Below are 16,728 nucleotides of genomic sequence, written 5' to 3'. Positions count from 1 at the left end.
CTGACAAAACTCCCTCAGTTAGATTCTAGCGGAACAATTGAAATTGGTGAGACTCCAGTGGGAACAGCGCGGGCTGAAGATCCACTCGGAAAGCGACTTTTGCTTATCCGAGTTAGCTGAAGCCGTGCCCACGGAAAGCGAGCCCATTTCAATTGTGGAGCGGGTATGGAAACTACGTCGCAGTTTCTATCTGCTGCGAGGTTTTAATAGCATTGGAAAAGAGTCATAATAATTAATTGGAGGGGATAACATGAAGGCGTATATGCATCAAGGGGATCAACTTATCGTTGGTACCATTGAAGAACCGGAACCTATGCAAGGACAAGTCAAGGTGAAAATAAAGGTGGCTGGGTTAAATCATCGGGACCTACATATACCCGAAAGAAGAGGGGAAAATAAAGAGCCACTTATTTTAGGTTCTGACGGTGCGGGAATAATTGAATCAGTTGGAGAAGGTGTGACAACATTTTCTGTTGGTGACGAAGTGGTTATTAATCCAGGGTTAGGTTGGATAGAAAATAGTGACGCACCACCAGAAGGCTTTAGTATTGTTGGAATGCCTTACCATGGAACATTTGCAGAGAAATATGTAGTAGACGCAGCATTCGTAGAAAGAAAGCCTAGTTACTTGACATGGGAAGAAGCTGGCGTATTAGTGTTACCTGCTTTAACGGGTTATCGAGCGCTATTTACTAAAGGGAAATCGAAGTCTAGTGATACCATCTTTTTCCCAGGAGCTGGTAGTGGTGTAGCAACTTATATTATTCAGTTTGCAAAAGCCGTTGGAGCAAGAGTGATCGTCTCTTCACGTTCACAAGAAAAAAGAGAAAAAGCACGTGCATTAGGTGCTGATGTTGTAATAGATACGAATGAAGACTGGAAGAATGCATTAAAAGGGGAGATGATTGATTTAGTAATTGAAAGTGTTGGGGAAGCTACTTTTAACCGATCATTAGATGTATTGAAAAAAGGTGGAAGAATGGTAACCTTTGGTGCTACAACAGATGACCAAATAACAATTGATATGCGGAAATTTTTCTATGGTCAGTATCAGTTGTTTGGATCAACAATGGGTAGTAGAGAAGAGTTGCGAGCTATGCTAGTGTTTATGGAAGAACAAGTTATTCGTCCTGCAGTTGATTGTGTATTTGATCTTGATGATGCGGCAGAAGCATTTACTTATCTTAGAAATGGAAAGCAATTTGGTAAAGTTGGGCTGCGCATCAATAATTAATTAGTTAAAACAAAAAACAAGCATAAGTATATCGTGTTTTACAACCAAAAGGTAGCGTGAAAACGAACGTTTTGGGTCTAAACACGATAGCTTATGCTTTTTATTCAACCTTTTGGTTTAAAGAAGATTGCTCCAATCACTCCGAATATAATCGCAGCAGATATACCGGAACTTGTTATTTCAAACATACCGGTAACGACACCGATTAAGCCATGTTTCTCTGCTTCTGCCATTGCGCCATGAACTAATGAATTACCAAAGCTAGTAATCGGTACAGTTGCTCCGGCCCCTGCAAAATCAATTAAAGGTTCATATAATCCAAACCCGTCTAAAACGGCTCCAGCTACAACTAAAGCACTTAGTGTATGTCCGGGGGTGAGTTTGAAAACGTCAAACATAATCTGACCAATTACACAAATGGTACCGCCTACTAAAAAGGACCATAAAAACACCATTTTATGCACCTCCATTTTCAATTGATACGGCATGCGCGATGCAAGGTATCGATTGCTTTTGTTGCACGGAAAGGGGGGAGAGTAATGCGCCGGTTGCAACAACTAATAGTTTGTTTATTTTTTTAGCCCTTAGTTGATTAAGTAGATGCCCAAATGTGACAACAGCTGAACAGCCTGCACCGCTACCGCCAGCGAAAACTTGTTGATCATTCTTGTAAATTAACAAGCCGCAATCATTAAATGTTTTTTCATCTAATGTAATACCCTTTTCTTTAGCTAGATCAATGGCGATTTCCCTTCCGATTTTAGCCAAATCACCTGTTACGATCATGTCATAGTAAGTTGGATCAACGCCTCGTTCCTGCAGGTGGGTAACAATTGTATCCACTGCAGCAGGTGCCATTGCTCCACCCATATTGAATGGATCAGTTAATCCCATATCAAAAACTTTTCCGATTGTAGCACTTGTAACGCGAGGACCGTCCCCGGATCTACCAAGTAAAGCAACACCAGCACCTGTCACAGTCCATTGTGCAGTAGGTGGTTTTTGTCCACCATATTCTGTTGGATATCTAAATTGTTTTTCGACAGCAGCATTATGGCTACCTGCTCCTGCTAATACATAGTTTGCTCCATTTGTATTTACTAAGTATGCACCCAAAGCTAATGCTTCCATCGACGTTGCACAAGCACTAAAGAGACCAAGATAAGGAATTTGCAAAGTGTTAGCAGCGAAATTAGTAGGTGTCATTTGATTAATCAAGTCTCCACCTAACATAAATTGTACATCTTCCTTTGTAATGCTTGATTTTTTAATTGCTTGTTGACACGCTTCTTCCATAAGTAATTGATGTGCTTGCTCGAAAGATTGTTTCTCTAACCATAAATCAGAATGTAAGAGATCAAAATCATTTGCGATTTTTCCCTTCGCTTCAAATGGACCGCCAACTGTTCCGGAAGAAACAATCACAGGTGCCTGATCAAAAATCCATGTTTGCTTCCCATTAAGCATTAGATAAGCCCCCATTGAATAAGGAGTGTTTTAATAATTGCAATAACAAAAGCAGAGAACACCCCGTAAACGATAACAGGACCTGCAAGTTTAAACATATTTGCACCAACACCCAATACGAACCCCTCCGTACGATGCTCAATAGCGGCAGAAATGACAGCATTACCGAAACCAGTGACAGGAACTGCTGTACCTGCACCTGCATATTGTGCAATATGATCATAAACACCAAACCCCGTTAGTAACATCGTAATGAAAATTAACGTGGCTACCATCGGGCTTCCGACAGTTTGTTCAGTAAAATCAAAATAATACATATAAAAGAAGGAAATTGCTTGCCCTATCGTACAGATAAGGCCACCAATTAAAAAGGCAATCAAGCAATTTTTAAGAAGGGGACGTTTTATTTCTTTTGTTTCTGCTAACTTTTGATATTTTTTTTGACTTGTTGTTAGTTTTGTTGGTGACATTATAAAAGTTCCTCTCTAAGCAGTGTCATTTTTTAGCTTTTTAATTTTATCAAATCGTTTATCAAAATCTTCAATTGAAAATTGACCATTTTGTAAATCTTTTACTAATTTGTTTATTTCGATAAAGATTTTTTGATCAGAAGAAACGAGGATATTTAATTTTGGTTTTATCTTTTCCATTTCTTTTTTTACGTCTTGTTCAATCTGTTGCTCGTTAAACTGTTGGAAAGCAGTCGTCTTTATAGCTATTAGCATGTCTTCATGATTTTTAAGACTTACTACATCTTCAACAGAATTAAATGTAGAAAGAATTTTATCATTTATCTCTTGCAAATTAGCTTGCTCTATTAAGCCTCCTTCATTTTTAATTTGTTGCATATTCATATCACTTTGCTTATTAATTAATGGCGGATTAGCATCTTCCTGATTACATCCAGTTAAAAACGGGAAGAGAGTAATAGACGTAATAATCCAAATAACTTTTATTTTCGACATATAATCACCTTTATTCTCGTATTATAAAAATATGTTAATGACTCTGTGTGATTAGTTTGTATAAAAAAACTTTAGATATACGATGAAAATTATTTAAACCGAATAATATAATCAAAAATAATTTCCACGAATTTGAAACTTTTTACCGTTGGTTTTCGTCATTATATATATAGAAAAGATTTGAAAGGAGGGAGTTTGATGATAAAGCGTCTCGTTATTATGGGTTTTATTCTTTTGGTTATTGGAGCTACAACGGTTTATTGGCTGGATAATACAACGACAACAACACTGGCAGAAACGGTTTCAACTGATCAAGAAGAGAACGACTTTATTTTACATATGCGAATAGAAAATACGGATGAAGGTTTTCGGATTTTACATTCATTAGAGTATATCGGGGAAGAGCAAGTTACGATTGAACATCGAACTCCGCTAATATCTATATCGTTTAACACGGATACAAGTGACTTTACAGGTAGTCCTGTTAGTAAAACGTTAGAATCTGGTGATATATATCGTCCACATCAGGGTGCACTTATAGAGGAACCGCTTGAAGCAGGAACACATACGGTATACATGAATTGTCAATTTCGTTATAAGGAAGAAGTTATAAATATTAAAATTGAAAAAGATGTTTTATTTCAACAAAAAAAGCCTTAAAAGGCTTTTTTTGTTGGTGATTTTAGTGTTTATTGAATCCTTTTTCTCTAACATAGCTTGACATTCTAGCGCGTTTTGGAGTTGAAAGAGTATGTTTCATTTGGTCTGTCCAACGCTCGTTTCGTTGATTGGTAGTCCGATTTTGATAATAATCAGCAATTTTTTCATCGAATTTCTGTAAGTGAAGTTCCTCATCCTCAATTGAAATATATTGATTTTCAAAATAATATGCGGCTTTAGGTAATCTTGGTTTTTGATCGGTTTCAGCATCGGGATAACCGATCGCCATACCGAATAAAGGAACTACATGTTCAGGAAGATTAAATAATGTGTCGACCTTATCAATATCATTGCGAATACTTCCGATATAACAAATACCTAATCCCATTGATTCTGCAGCAATGGCAGCATTTTGCGCTGCTAAAGTTGCATCAATCGTAGCTACTAAGAAATGTTCTGTATTTTCTAAATTAACGCGCATATCTTGGTATTGTTCATTTGACGATTGTCTAATGTGACGATGAAAATCAGCACAGAAGATTAGAAAGTGACCATTTTTCTCGATATAGGGCTGATTTGATATACTTGCTAATTTTGCCTTCTTATCATTATCAGTCACACCAATAATAGAATAGGCCATTAAGTAACTTGATGTTGAAGCAAGACTTGCGGCTCCTAAGATTATATCAATTTCTTCTCGTTTTAAGGCTTTATCTTTAAAACTCCTAATTGAACGATGATTTAACAAGGTCTTAATTGTTTCATTCATTTTATTTACTTCCTTTCTTATTCGCCTACAATAGCTAAAGTAATTTGATCTATCATTTTATCAGATTCTATCCATAAATCTAGTGCTGCTATTGTAGGTTCTTCAATAGCTGGTATATCAACTAGTATTGTTTCATTATCTTGCCACGCGATGTTTTCTATCGGCCATTTAAAAGAAGTGAATAAAAGGTCTTTTTCATTTGTCACGCCAAGTGGTGTGAAATTCTCTACATCAAGAATTACCACTTTATTTCTTTGCCATGACTTTTCAGGATTTTGACGATTGAATATAAATAATAGTTTTGATGCATCAGGTGATGGGATAATGTCAGAAACAGTTGCTAAATCAGCTAATAAAAGCGAACTACCTTGATCTGATCTATCTAATAATAAGTAAGAACCACTATCTTCATAAAGAGAGAATGAAAGTAAATATAAAGAATCCTTAGTTGAGCTATCTATTTTTTCTAATTTCATATCATCTAAGGCTTGTTGACGATCTTGAATTTGAGCAAGATAGTTCTCTAAGATAGGTACTTGGCTTAATTCAATCATGATCTGTTCATTTTCTAGATTGAACTCGATCATTGTATTTGCTTCATTTTCACTTGATTCATCTTCTGTTTGTTCAACTAATATAGCACTTTCTTCTTCATTTCCATTAATATCATTTTGCACAATAGCAGGTGTGTCATCAGAACAACCAACGAGAAAAATGGAAATCATTAGTATCCAACCACTATAATGTTTAATCAATTGCATCGCTCTCCTTTAAAAACATTCATTTGTACCTAATCAGATACTTCTTCCTTAATTAATTCAATAATTTTTAATTGATCATTTTCATACCCAATAGTAAATGTAAACGTTCGTTTTTCTGGTTCATTTTCAGAATCAACATGAACTACTTCAACATTTGAAACGATTTTTACTTGGTTTTCGTTCTCAAGATAGGTGGTTTTGCTTTCACTTACTTCTATTGAAAGATGATAGATATATGATTTCCTAAAATCAGTATAGCCTGTTTCGGTTTGTAGACTACTACCTAACAATGTATATGCGTTTATATAATCGTGTATCTTGATACTCTCAAAAAAATAACTAATTAGATAGTCGGCATCTTCTTGCATCTGAGTTGGATCGCTTTTCATGTCAAAAGAAGCAATCGGATAGATTAATTCTTCATCGCTAACAGAACGAGACCATTCTGTAACATCTTCAATGACATTTTCGATAGGTATACTAAATGCAATTTCACTTTCATCGATCCCGGCTGCATTAATACCAATTACTTCACCAGTTAATCGATTAATTAGTGGACCACCACTATTTCCATGTGTAATATTTGCAGAAATTTGATACACATTATCATAGGAGAAGTCATCAATTTCAAAGGAGCGATTTAACCCAGAAATAATACCAATTGAAACAGAGTTTTGAAAACCTAAAGGACTTCCTACAGCAATAATTTCATCACCGATGCTTAATTGTTCTGAAGACGATATCTCAACAGGTGTCTGGTTAATTAGTTGCGGGACTCTAATAACGGCAATATCTTTAGTTTCTCCAATCTGAACGATAGCTGCATTATACGTTTCAGTGTTTGACATTGTTACCGTAATGGATTCAGCATCTTTAATCACATGTGCATTCGTAATAATGTCTCCATTGGTATTGTATAAAAAACCAGAACCCGTTTTTTCGCTTGTCGCTGTTTCAACACTAATTTGAACGACGTTTTTTTGTGCTTCATGAATAATGGATTGTAAATCCTTTTGACCAGTTGTATTAATTAAACTTGCAACGTTATTATCATGTTCAACAGTTTTAGATGACCAATTATTATAAAGGTTGAAACAGATGGTAATACTTGTAATTATAATGATAAGGCTAAGTGTAATTGTAATGGAAAGTGTGTTTTTTTTCATCTCGCTACCCCTTAAGTAATTAATCAATGAACCACTTTATGGTTTCAATTTTTACATCATATGCGTTATTTTTATCTGTTAAATCGTAATGCGTGTGATCAAATTTCCCAACTTCATCGGGATATAATGTTTCGGGGTAAACATAGATTTCATTTGTTTCAATAATATTATCAACTTTATCTATAATATTATAGGTGATAGCAATACTGTTAATTGGAACAGTCGCAACACTTTTAAGTTCACCAAAGATAACAATGTTGCCCTGATCATCTTCGTCTAATGCAGCATTCGTTAGCTCTACGGCGTCATTGTTGTTAAGGTCACGTTCTGCTTCAACTGCGGTAAGAGCTTGTTCAATTCTTTTTTCCTGTGCTGTTTCAAATGCAGTCTTTTCTTTTTCAATTGTTGTTTTTAAACTTGATAGCTTCTCTGAATCAGGTGCATATTGTAAAGCATTTGCAACAATAGAACGCGCTTCGGAAAATTGTTTCTCTTGTAAAAGCTGATTTGCAGTAGTAGAAGAATAGGCGATGATTTGCTCTCTGATAGAAGTCGCTATCTCCATTGCTTCAGGATTTTGAATACCTTCAGCTTCCCATAAAGTAGTTTGTAATGTTTGGATGCTTGGTTCACCTTCTAATTTTTCTTTTACTTTTTTAAGTTGGATCTCTATACGTGATGTTTCTAATTTGTCGGTTAGTTGAATAACTGCTTCACCGTTATAGCTGCTTAATTCTTTCTTACCCTCATTTATCTCAACTAAAGCATCTTGATAGCTAATTGCTTCTTTATTTTCAATATCATTTTTTATTGTTAGTGCAAGTTCGGTGAATGCTTGTAGTTCTTGTGCAGCTGGAAAGTTACTATTATGTTCAAGTGCTGCTTCTATTTCAATGCGTGCCTCTTGATAATCTTCGTCTAATAGGTAGTTTTCCGCTTTCTCATAAGACGCGTTAGCCTGTTTTGTTTGAGATTGCAAATAAAAATAATAGCTTGTACAAGCTATCACACTTAATAAAGCTATAAGTATAGGAATATGAATGAAACGAAAGAACCTTTTTGGTGGTATCTTTCTAGAATCAATATCTGTCGGTAGTTTTTCACCACATTGAATGCAAAATAATTCATCTGTTTTCGTTGTGCTACCACAATATGGGCAATAAGCCATGTTAAAACACCTACTTCTAGTTGTAATATTACATATCTATTATTCTACCAGTTTCCATTTAAAGTTGGGGTTGATGACAAACTCCAAATTGCCAATAATTTCTTCACTTCTAATGAAACCTAAACCATTTCGGCTATCTTTACTTATTTGGCGATTATCACCCATAACAAAGTAGCTTTTATCTGGAATAGTAATAGGACCAAAATCATCTGTAGTGAAGCTTTTTGCTTCTGTCAAAAAAGATTGCTGATAAAGTAAGTTATTGATATATAATTGTTGTTCTCTTATTTCAATGGTTTCATTCGGTAAACCGATGATACGTTTTATATAATTTTTTAATGGATAATCAATAATAACAATATCACCACGTTGAGGTTCATTTACTAGATAAGCTATCTTATTATATACAATCTGTTCGCCATTTTGTAATGTAGGTTGCATGCTATCTCCCTCAATAACGGATGTAGAAAAAATAAAGGAAGTTAATAAAATGACAAGAATAAGGGCTAGTAAAACAAATTTGATCCAATTTTTCCAGTTCATTTTAGCGCTATAGTGCATGAGGGACGTCCTCTCTCTAAGCAGTTATGAAAATCTTAAATGTATCTTGAAGTCATAAAACTATGCATAATATCATTTATAGTGTACCATATTTAGTAATAGAATGTACGTTTGGTGACTTGTGCATTTTTATGTTTAGGATGCATATTTTTGAAAATACACGTAGTGGTAATTTAATAGCAATATGTTAAACTAATTCAATGAGATAGTTGGTATAGGGGGTAGCTCGTTTGGATAAGGAACAATCATATTATTTACTCACTCAAATAGAAATGCTTCGTAAAAGAATGATCGAGATTGCTATACTTGAGGGCTTTACTAGTGAGGAGTCACTAAATTTAAGCCGTGAATTAGACAGATTATTGAACCAATTTGAAGAATTAAAAGAAAAAGCAATTTAAAAAGGTAAAGCAGAAGACATTAAATCTCTGCTTTACCTTTTTTTATTTTGATAAAAACGTTTCAAATCGGTCTAATCCATTTTCAAGTGTTTCCATACTATAGGCGTACGAAAGACGTAAATAACCTTCTCCATATTGACTGAATGCATCACCTGGAACAAGTGCTAAACCAACTTCATCAACCATCTTTAAGGCAAAATCAAATGATGTTAATTCTGTATTGATTTTTGGAAAAAAATAGAATGCGCCATCAGGTTTTATCACGTCAATCCCCATAGACAAAAATCGATTATGGACATAGTTTCTTCTATCTAAATATGCTTCTTTCATTTTCTTTGGATCATCTTGTCCATTTTTAAATGCTTCTAATGCTGCATGTTGACTAATAGAAGTAGCGCAAGAAACATTGTATTGATGTACTTTTATAATGTGCTTTGCAATCCAATTCGGTGCAAGTAAATAACCGATACGCCAACCCGTCATAGCATGTGACTTTGATAAGCCATTAATGACAATCGTTTTATTTTTTACTTGGTTCAGTCGTGCAATCGAGAAGTGCGCTTTTTCGTATGTTAAAGAACTATATATTTCGTCCGCAATGATAAAGATATCCTTTTTTTCCAAGACATTAGCAATAGCTGTTAACTCTTCTTGACTTAATGTAACGCCTGTTGGGTTAGAAGGGTATGGAAGTATCACGCATTTAGTCTTGTCTGTTATGTGTGCAGCTAAATTTGTAGCAGTTAATTTAAAATTATCCGCACGTGTATCCACATGTATGACTTTAGCTCCAGCCAATCGTATCAGTGGTTCATAACCTGGATAAACTGGTGCAGGCAATAACACTTCGTCACCTGGTTGTAGAATGGTTCGCAACGTTATATCAATTGCTTGTGATGCCCCAACAGTAACAATAATTTCAGTCAGTGGGTCGTATAGTAATTGATCATTATGCTTAACGTGATTTGCAATGGCTTGTCTGAGTGGGAGGATACCAGCATTATGCGTATAGGTCGTTTGATTATTTTCAATCGCTTGAATGGCTGCTGTTTTAATATGCTCAGGTGTTGTAAAATCAGGTTGTCCTATTGTCAAAGAAAGGATATCCTCTTTTTCACCAACCATATTAAAGAACTTTCGAATACCCGAAATTTCAATATCTAAGACGTTTTTGTTTAATAAATGATCCATAAAAGTTCCTCCTTGGAAATTGTCATATAATTTAGACTTATTTGAATTGAAAAATATTTATAATAGGTTATACTGTTATGTAAGCGGTTCACTTGTATAAAACTAGCCTTATAAGGAGTGATAATCTTGCGTGCAAGAAAACTTAATTTTGACGAGCTTGTTAATCAGAATAAACAAGATCTATTAAATGATGAAATAGCGATGAAAAAACTTGAAGAAAGTTTAGATAAAAAACAAGCAAGTTCTTCTTTGAAACAAAAAGAAAGTGATCAAATTGATCATACCATAATTCCAGTAAAGTAAACAAAACTTCTAGCTTTTTTAGTTGGCTTGTTGCAATTTAGCTGTATTGTGACGTAAATTTTTTACCCACTACGTCAGTAAATGGATTCGCTTTCCGTGGGCACAGTCTAAAGCTTTCATTGGTAAAGAACAACACTTCACCAAGTGGATCTTCGACTTGTGCTGTTCCCACAGGAGTCTCACCCATTTACTTCCTCCGCTGGATAGAGATTAAAATTAATATATTATCTGGTGGTCATAAAGTTTTATTGTGCTTATGACAACAGCTTCGCACATTATGCTAATTGATTGTAGCGTAACAGGCGACTCCTGCGGGAAAAGCAAGATCAGAAGCAGAAATCAACATGGCATTGCGACAGAGTCTATGTTAATTTAATCATAAACACAATCTTTTAAAATCCACTTCTTAAAAGATCGTCAAGCAGGATAACACATATAACTCAAACGCAATACAGCCAACGCTTACACTTTTATTTTTTGGTGAGAAAGTTGAATTAAGTATGTCAAAAAGTCTTTGCATTTTAATTGCAAAGGCTTTTTGGTTTTTTAATTTTAGTTGGAGTCGAATGACTTACGTGAATTACCAATTTATTGTATGATAGAGGTATACTTAAGAGACAGTAACATTATAGTAAATGAATAAAAAGGAGATGCAGTATTGAGTCAAACAGGTTTAATTTTAGAGGGAGGCGGAATGAGGGGAGCTTATACGGCTGGTGTACTTGCTTTTTTTCATGATGCAGCATATCAGTTCCCTTATGTAATTGGAACATCAGCTGGCGCTTGTGTTGCGACTTCCTATTTATCTAACCAGAGAGATAGAAATTATGAAGTATTCGTTAATTACGCAAGCCATCCTGAATATATTTCATACAAACGTTTCATTACAAAAAGGCAATTATTTGGAATGGATTTTATCTTTGATACCATTCCTAATAAATTAGTTCCATATGATTATGATACTTTTAGTAAGCGAACGAGTAAGCTTGTTATAGGAGCAACGGATATATATTCGGGTGAGCCAGTTTATTATGATAGTTTCGAGAATAAGCAGGAGTTATTAAAAATTGTTCGGGCGTCAAGTTCACTGCCTTTCATTGCTTCTAGTATTTTGCATAATGGATTAGAACTAATGGATGGTGGGATTAGTGATCCGATACCAGTTGCACATTCCGTTGAAGCTGGTAATGACAAACATGTTGTCGTACTAACAAGGAATGAAGGCTATGTAAAAAAAGAAATGAAATTCAAACGCTTTGTTCAAAGAAAATATAAAGCGTATCCCGGCTTAGTAACTGCACTGTTAAAACGACACGAGAAATATAACCAAACTTTAGATTTACTGCTCGAAATGGAGAAAAGGCAAGAAGTTTTTATCGTTCGTCCAGAATTACCGTTAGTAGTTGATAGAATTGAACGGAATAGGCAAAAGTTAGATGCTTTATACAATCAAGGGTATGAAGAGGCGGAACGATTAGGTGGAAAAATACAAATGTTTTTGAATAATTAATAAAAATTCTTTATACATCGTATAAATCAATGCGGAGTAGGAAAAACTAGTTTGCAATAGTCATAGTTAAAGTTTTAAAGGGCGTCATACTTTTAGATGGCTCCTTTTTTAACAACTTCCTTTACTTGAAAGGGGAAAATGCTAGTGCAAACAGTATTACTTACAGTTTATAGTCTTGGATTTAGTTGGTTCAAAAAAAATCAATTGTTATCTTTTGGTTTGCAAGAACGGCAAGTGGATTTTCTAATAGGTTTATTTTGTATCGTAGCATTGTATGTTATATTGCACCCATCTGTAAGACTTTTAATAGAATTAAAATGGAATTTCCTGTTAACGTATCTGGTGACGATCCTTTTATTTATAAATATAGTGATGTTTTCATATCTATATCGCGGAATAGAAAAGGGGAGTATGGCATTCAATCTATCTATGGTACATTATGTATTATTTGATATCATTACCTTAGGCGTTATTATAGGCATTGTGGTATTAACAAATAGGGCTATTTTTTATTTTAAGCAGCACAAGTCAAATTCTAGTTAACAGATGCCGCTTATGTAGTTATCTTTCTCTTCTATTTTTAAAATAAGATTTATTCCAATGACCTAATGAGGAAGGCGTATAATAGGATGAGTAAACCTTTTCTTCGGTAGGAATTGGGATATCTAAAAATGTATATAATACTTTTTTTGCTTGGGTAAGTGATAACTTTGTTTTTGGATTTCTATAATTTTGATCAATGTTACCCAAATGTTCTACTTCTTTGAAATCTTGTTTATTTGGAGGAATGTGGAAATAATAGTTTCCTACCTGTACGAGTAGAGTTGAATGTTGCCGACTTAATTTGGGGCGGTCCGAAAAATGAAGACCAATTTTTTCTGCATCCTTATTTTCCAATAACTTTGTAATTGTTTTCTTTTTCAAGTTATACAAGTCACTAGGGTTTAAAGCTGTTTTTGCGTGGCGATTGATAATAAATAGAGCTTTTGCAATTTCTTCAATATTTGTAGACTTCTCTTTCTTCACTACTGTTCCTCCTTTCTATGTCTACTTTCTTATAGTAGATTCCTATTTGTCAACTATTTTAACATTTTCTTAATAAAAAAACTATATCTACTAGTTAAAATGTTATTTAATTTAGCTAATGGATAAACAAACAGTATTTAACATCAATTGGTCTCCTTATTTTATTTATGGTAAACTATACTTGTATGTTAATTTTTAACGTGAACATTTTATTTCAACTGCTCGTTAAAGGGAGTGGATAAATGAATACTGTTAAACAACTACCGTTATTAGATATAACTGCTGAGTCTTTAATGATCTCTTCAGAAAAAGTAGCCCACGTACAATTGAATAATCCGTTAGAACATGCGTTATTGATATTAGTTAAATCAGGGTATTCCGCTGTACCAGTTTTAGATACCTCATACAAATTCAAAGGAACAATTGGAAAAAATCTTATTTTGAATCATATTCTTGGTTTAGAACGCTTTGAAATGGAAAGATTGTCTGAAGTAGAAGTACAAGAAGTGATGAATCAAGAAATTCCATGTGTGAAAAAACAAGATGCGTTTTTAACTTGTTTAAAAGCTGTGATTGACCATCCTTTTGTTTGTGTAGTAGATGAAGAAGGTTTTTTTGACGGTATCTTAACTAGAAGAGCAATATTGAAGCAGTTGAATAAGTACATTCACGTGAACAAAGATTTATTTGCAAAAGTAATAGATGATAAGTAATAAAGAAGTATGCAGAGAAAACGTGTAGTTGACCTGTATGTAAACTTTGAATGAATCATACTTGTCAGCTACATATACTATCTGATAAAGTAAAGAAAAATTATCTTGGGGGTAAGAAAATGAAGAAGATGGATGCAAATGAAATAATCTCATTTATTTCGAATAGTAAAAAGGCAACACCAGTGAAAGTTTATGTGAAAGGAACGGAATTAAATAAGATAGAATTTACAAATGAAATTCAAGCGTTTGTACAAGCTGAAACAGGCGTATTGTTTGGGGAATGGAAAGCAATTAAACAAGCTTTGGATACATATAAAGATCAAATTGTTGATTATGTAATAGAAAATGATCGTAGAAATTCAGCAATTCCATTGTTAGACTTAAAAGGAATTAATGCACGTATTGAGCCAGGAGCTGTTATTCGTGACCAAGTTGAAATTGGTGACGGGGCCGTTATTATGATGGGTGCTATGATTAATATTGGTTCTGTTATCGGAGAAGGAACGATGATTGATATGAATGCTACCTTAGGTGGACGTGCAACTGTAGGTAAGAACTGTCATATCGGTGCTGGAGCTGTATTGGCAGGAGTTATTGAGCCACCATCAGCAAGTCCTGTAGTAATTGAAGATGGCGTGCTAATTGGAGCTAATGCAGTTGTTCTCGAAGGTGTAACAGTTGGAGAAGGTGCAGTTGTTGCTGCAGGTGCAATTGTAATATCTGATGTTGAACCGAATACAGTAGTAGCTGGAACACCTGCTAAATTGGTTAAAAAGATTGATGATAAAACGAAATCTAAAACAGAAATTATGCAAGCACTTCGTAATTTAGACGACGAAGAATAAATGGATAGTAAAAAGCAGGGGAGTATACTCTCCTGCTTTTTTTAAAATCAATTTTGTAATAACTGAACTTTCTTACTTGAAAAATAAACGCTACACGTTGGCTATTATGAGTTTGACGTGTGTTCATTATAAAGCTTTACAGTATTAAAAAAGTTTTTTAATACTGAATAAACATAGACTCTGCGGTAAGGATCTTTATATAAATGGGCATCTAACAGAACTTTCGCCCCGCTCCTCAAGCAAAATGGGCTCCCTTTCCGCAGGCACGACTTCAGCTAACTCGGATAAGCAAAATACGCTTTCCGAGTGGATCTTCAGCCCGTGCTGTTCCTGCAGGAGTGTCACCCATTTTGCTTGATCCGCTGGTTTTAGTCCGTGAATTTAAAATTGTGTAAATTACACTATTATTTGTAACTAAAGGGTCTCAAACTCGCGTTAGGGTCATTAAATAGTATAGTAACATCTGTTTAAAACAAAGATACGCTATCCAGCGAAGGTAGCAAATGGTTGAGACTCCTGTGGGAACAGCACAAATCGAAGATCCTCTATAGAAGCGTTCTTTGCTTCTATAGATAGCTGAGGTTGTGCCCACGGAAAGCGAGACCATTTGCTACCGTAGCGTGTAAAGTTGTAAGTCACTTACCACAGAGTTTCTCTCAAGTGCGTCAGATCAAACGTGCGGATGATTACCAAAGAAACGTGAAGTCAACATCTATTTTGGATTGTTAGAATTTCTTTTTATATAAAGACTTAAGTGCCTGTTTTACAGCGCGAAAGTTTAGTTATAACAGAACGAGGAGTGAGAGAGATGGATCGTGACAAATTACTAAATATCAGAAGAGAGCTGCATCAAATTCCTGAATTAGGTTTTCAAGAATTTAAAACGCAGTCCTATTTATTAGAGCAGATAAAATTATTGCCACAAGACTTCTTAACAGTTGAAACATGGAAAACAGGTATATTAGTTAAAGTCAAAGGAACCCAGTCGGTTAAAACAATCGCTTATCGCACAGACATAGACGGATTACCAATTAAAGAAGAAACCGCATTACCTTTTTCATCTAAGCATGATGGACAGATGCATGCGTGTGGTCATGATTTACATATGACTATTGCACTTGGCGTTTTAGAGAATGTAACACGTAATCCGCCTCAAAATGACATTGTACTGATTTTTCAGCCTGCAGAAGAGGGTCCAGGTGGTGCACTACCTATGCTTGAATCAGATGTTTTTCAAACTTTTTATCCAGATATTATTACTGCGTTACATATTGCACCAGAATTACCTGTAGGTACTGTTTCTACTCGATCTGGACTTCTATTTGCTAATACGAGCGAACTATTTATTGATTTTAAAGGTAAAGGTGGACACGCAGCATACCCCCATTTAACCAATGATATGGTTGTTGCTGCTAGTAACTTTGTATCGCAATTACAACAAATAGTAGCAAGGAAATTAGATCCAATAGAAAGTGCTGTTGTGACAGTTGGAAAAATAACAAGTGGAACGGTACAAAATGTGATTGCAGAGAATGCTAGATTAGAAGGTACGATTCGAACAGCCAATGCTAGTATTATTGCCGAAATTAAAAAGGCGATTGAAGAAATGGCGAAAGGTTATGAACAAAGTCACCATTGTGAGATTTCAATAGATTATGGTTCAAACTATTATCAAGTTTATAATACAAAAAAGTATGTTGATAAATTTAAGCAAATAGTAAATGACACTTCCGCAACTTGGAAGCAAGCAAATCCTGCTATGACTGGTGAAGATTTTGGTTATTTCTTACGTGATATTCCTGGATTTATGTTTTGGTTAGGTGTTAGTTCTCCTTTTGGATTACATCATAGTAAACTCAATCCTAATGAAGATGCAATCGCAACTGGAATAGAAGTAGTTGAAGCGACGTTGCGTCAACTATAAGCATCATTTTTTCTTGTATAAATAGCTCGTTCTACGCACAAACTATCTTGTGAAAATAGAATGG

Annotated in this window: 21 protein-coding genes; 9 read left to right on the top strand and 12 right to left on the bottom strand. The window is 34.8% G+C overall.

Annotated elements, in window-relative coordinates:
• Positions 1–250 precede the first annotated feature (250 nt).
• Entirely contained in the window at positions 251–1,234 is a 984-nt protein-coding gene (locus tag D2K60_RS10080) for a zinc-binding dehydrogenase (RefSeq protein WP_117169872.1), read from the top strand.
• A 104-nt stretch (positions 1,235–1,338) separates the two neighbouring features.
• Here D2K60_RS10080 and spoVAE read toward each other — a convergent pair whose 3' ends face one another.
• The 4 genes from spoVAE to D2K60_RS10060 are packed head-to-tail and all read right to left on the bottom strand — an operon-like array spanning position 1,339 to position 3,666.
• A complete protein-coding gene (spoVAE, locus tag D2K60_RS10075; protein ID WP_117169871.1) occupies positions 1,339–1,689 on the bottom strand; it encodes a stage V sporulation protein AE in 351 nt (116 codons plus the stop codon).
• Between the two features lies 1 nt (position 1,690).
• Complete coding sequence (spoVAD, locus tag D2K60_RS10070) at positions 1,691–2,701, bottom strand: stage V sporulation protein AD (RefSeq protein ID WP_117169870.1); 1,011 nt, start codon at positions 2,699–2,701, stop codon at positions 1,691–1,693.
• Positions 2,701–3,171: a stage V sporulation protein AC gene (gene spoVAC, locus D2K60_RS10065; RefSeq protein ID WP_117169869.1), complete on the bottom strand. Its 471-nt coding sequence runs from the start codon at positions 3,169–3,171 to the stop codon at positions 2,701–2,703. Before spoVAC ends, spoVAD begins: the two co-directional genes overlap by 1 nt.
• Positions 3,172–3,186: 15 nt before the next feature.
• Positions 3,187–3,666 (bottom strand): YhcN/YlaJ family sporulation lipoprotein, encoded by a 480-nt coding sequence (locus tag D2K60_RS10060; RefSeq protein ID WP_117169868.1) that lies wholly within the window; start codon positions 3,664–3,666, stop codon positions 3,187–3,189.
• 198 nt (positions 3,667–3,864) lie between these two features.
• Between D2K60_RS10060 and D2K60_RS10055 the strand changes: the two genes are divergently transcribed.
• Positions 3,865–4,326: a hypothetical protein gene (locus D2K60_RS10055; RefSeq protein ID WP_117169867.1), complete on the top strand. Its 462-nt coding sequence runs from the start codon at positions 3,865–3,867 to the stop codon at positions 4,324–4,326.
• Positions 4,327–4,348: 22 nt separating this feature from the next.
• On the opposite strand, the gene nfsA is transcribed toward D2K60_RS10055, so the two are convergent.
• From nfsA to lepB, 5 genes are read right to left on the bottom strand one after another with little or no spacing between them, the layout of a single operon-like run.
• Positions 4,349–5,095: an oxygen-insensitive NADPH nitroreductase gene (gene nfsA / locus D2K60_RS10050; RefSeq protein WP_117169866.1), complete on the bottom strand. Its 747-nt coding sequence runs from the start codon at positions 5,093–5,095 to the stop codon at positions 4,349–4,351.
• A 17-nt stretch (positions 5,096–5,112) separates the two neighbouring features.
• Complete coding sequence (locus D2K60_RS10045; protein ID WP_117169865.1) at positions 5,113–5,850, bottom strand: hypothetical protein; 738 nt, start codon at positions 5,848–5,850, stop codon at positions 5,113–5,115.
• 35 nt (positions 5,851–5,885) lie between these two features.
• The gene (locus D2K60_RS10040) at positions 5,886–7,022 is read right to left on the bottom strand and encodes a S1C family serine protease (protein WP_117169864.1); all 1,137 of its coding nucleotides are present in this window, start codon (positions 7,020–7,022) and stop codon (positions 5,886–5,888) included.
• 19 nt (positions 7,023–7,041) lie between these two features.
• Positions 7,042–8,190 (bottom strand): zinc ribbon domain-containing protein, encoded by a 1,149-nt coding sequence (locus D2K60_RS10035; protein WP_117169863.1) that lies wholly within the window; start codon positions 8,188–8,190, stop codon positions 7,042–7,044.
• Positions 8,191–8,229: 39 nt separating this feature from the next.
• Entirely contained in the window at positions 8,230–8,751 is a 522-nt protein-coding gene (lepB, locus tag D2K60_RS10030; protein WP_117169862.1) for a signal peptidase I, read from the bottom strand.
• A 230-nt stretch (positions 8,752–8,981) separates the two neighbouring features.
• On the opposite strand from lepB, the gene D2K60_RS10025 reads away from it, so the two are divergent.
• Entirely contained in the window at positions 8,982–9,152 is a 171-nt protein-coding gene (locus tag D2K60_RS10025) for an aspartyl-phosphate phosphatase Spo0E family protein (protein ID WP_117169861.1), read from the top strand.
• A 42-nt stretch (positions 9,153–9,194) separates the two neighbouring features.
• On the opposite strand, the gene D2K60_RS10020 is transcribed toward D2K60_RS10025, so the two are convergent.
• Positions 9,195–10,343, bottom strand: a complete 1,149-nt coding sequence (locus D2K60_RS10020; protein WP_117169860.1) for an aminotransferase A — start codon at positions 10,341–10,343, stop codon at positions 9,195–9,197.
• A gap of 126 nt (positions 10,344–10,469) precedes the next feature.
• On the opposite strand from D2K60_RS10020, the gene D2K60_RS10015 reads away from it, so the two are divergent.
• Positions 10,470–10,646, top strand: coding sequence for an FbpB family small basic protein (locus D2K60_RS10015; RefSeq protein WP_240335291.1), 177 nt, complete (start codon positions 10,470–10,472; stop codon positions 10,644–10,646).
• 37 nt (positions 10,647–10,683) lie between these two features.
• Here the strand turns inward: D2K60_RS10015 and D2K60_RS20640 are convergent, their stop codons facing one another.
• Positions 10,684–10,833, bottom strand: coding sequence for a hypothetical protein (locus D2K60_RS20640; RefSeq protein ID WP_162880746.1), 150 nt, complete (start codon positions 10,831–10,833; stop codon positions 10,684–10,686).
• Positions 10,834–11,304: 471 nt separating this feature from the next.
• On the opposite strand from D2K60_RS20640, the gene D2K60_RS10010 reads away from it, so the two are divergent.
• A complete protein-coding gene (locus D2K60_RS10010) occupies positions 11,305–12,156 on the top strand; it encodes a patatin-like phospholipase family protein (protein ID WP_117169859.1) in 852 nt (283 codons plus the stop codon).
• Between the two features lie 144 nt (positions 12,157–12,300).
• The gene (locus tag D2K60_RS10005; protein WP_117169858.1) at positions 12,301–12,699 is read left to right on the top strand and encodes a hypothetical protein; all 399 of its coding nucleotides are present in this window, start codon (positions 12,301–12,303) and stop codon (positions 12,697–12,699) included.
• Positions 12,700–12,717: 18 nt separating this feature from the next.
• Here D2K60_RS10005 and D2K60_RS10000 read toward each other — a convergent pair whose 3' ends face one another.
• Positions 12,718–13,182, bottom strand: coding sequence for a YkyB family protein (locus D2K60_RS10000; protein WP_117169857.1), 465 nt, complete (start codon positions 13,180–13,182; stop codon positions 12,718–12,720).
• Between the two features lie 242 nt (positions 13,183–13,424).
• Between D2K60_RS10000 and cbpB the strand changes: the two genes are divergently transcribed.
• From cbpB to D2K60_RS09985, 3 genes are all read left to right on the top strand, one after another.
• Positions 13,425–13,895: a cyclic-di-AMP-binding protein CbpB gene (gene cbpB / locus D2K60_RS09995; protein ID WP_117169856.1), complete on the top strand. Its 471-nt coding sequence runs from the start codon at positions 13,425–13,427 to the stop codon at positions 13,893–13,895.
• Between the two features lie 119 nt (positions 13,896–14,014).
• Positions 14,015–14,740, top strand: a complete 726-nt coding sequence (gene dapD / locus D2K60_RS09990) for a 2,3,4,5-tetrahydropyridine-2,6-dicarboxylate N-acetyltransferase (RefSeq protein ID WP_117169855.1) — start codon at positions 14,015–14,017, stop codon at positions 14,738–14,740.
• Between the two features lie 808 nt (positions 14,741–15,548).
• Complete coding sequence (locus D2K60_RS09985; RefSeq protein WP_117169854.1) at positions 15,549–16,664, top strand: N-acetyldiaminopimelate deacetylase; 1,116 nt, start codon at positions 15,549–15,551, stop codon at positions 16,662–16,664.
• The last annotated feature ends 64 nt before the right edge of the window (positions 16,665–16,728 follow it).

The sequence above is a fragment of the Paraliobacillus sediminis genome (assembly GCF_003426055.1).
The sequence above is the reverse complement of the archived record's forward strand: the minus strand, read 5'-3'. Positions and strand labels throughout refer to the sequence as shown.

Excerpts from the sequence above, each read along its gene's own strand:
- D2K60_RS10060 (WP_117169868.1), bottom strand. The coding sequence starts at position 3,666 with ATGTCGAAAATAAAAGTTATTTGGATTATTACGTCTATTACTCTCTTC.
- cbpB (WP_117169856.1), top strand. The coding sequence starts at position 13,425 with ATGAATACTGTTAAACAACTACCGTTATTAGATATAACTGCTGAGTCT.
- dapD (WP_117169855.1), top strand. The coding sequence starts at position 14,015 with ATGAAGAAGATGGATGCAAATGAAATAATCTCATTTATTTCGAATAGT.
- nfsA (WP_117169866.1), bottom strand. The coding sequence starts at position 5,095 with ATGAATGAAACAATTAAGACCTTGTTAAATCATCGTTCAATTAGGAGT.
- D2K60_RS10055 (WP_117169867.1), top strand. The coding sequence starts at position 3,865 with ATGATAAAGCGTCTCGTTATTATGGGTTTTATTCTTTTGGTTATTGGA.
- lepB (WP_117169862.1), bottom strand. The coding sequence starts at position 8,751 with ATGCACTATAGCGCTAAAATGAACTGGAAAAATTGGATCAAATTTGTT.
- spoVAD (WP_117169870.1), bottom strand. The coding sequence starts at position 2,701 with ATGCTTAATGGGAAGCAAACATGGATTTTTGATCAGGCACCTGTGATT.
- spoVAE (WP_117169871.1), bottom strand. The coding sequence starts at position 1,689 with ATGGTGTTTTTATGGTCCTTTTTAGTAGGCGGTACCATTTGTGTAATT.
- D2K60_RS10035 (WP_117169863.1), bottom strand. The coding sequence starts at position 8,190 with ATGGCTTATTGCCCATATTGTGGTAGCACAACGAAAACAGATGAATTA.
- D2K60_RS20640 (WP_162880746.1), bottom strand. The coding sequence starts at position 10,833 with ATGGGTGAGACTCCTGTGGGAACAGCACAAGTCGAAGATCCACTTGGT.
- D2K60_RS10040 (WP_117169864.1), bottom strand. The coding sequence starts at position 7,022 with ATGAAAAAAAACACACTTTCCATTACAATTACACTTAGCCTTATCATT.
- D2K60_RS09985 (WP_117169854.1), top strand. The coding sequence starts at position 15,549 with ATGGATCGTGACAAATTACTAAATATCAGAAGAGAGCTGCATCAAATT.
- D2K60_RS10080 (WP_117169872.1), top strand. The coding sequence starts at position 251 with ATGAAGGCGTATATGCATCAAGGGGATCAACTTATCGTTGGTACCATT.
- spoVAC (WP_117169869.1), bottom strand. The coding sequence starts at position 3,171 with ATGTCACCAACAAAACTAACAACAAGTCAAAAAAAATATCAAAAGTTA.
- D2K60_RS10020 (WP_117169860.1), bottom strand. The coding sequence starts at position 10,343 with ATGGATCATTTATTAAACAAAAACGTCTTAGATATTGAAATTTCGGGT.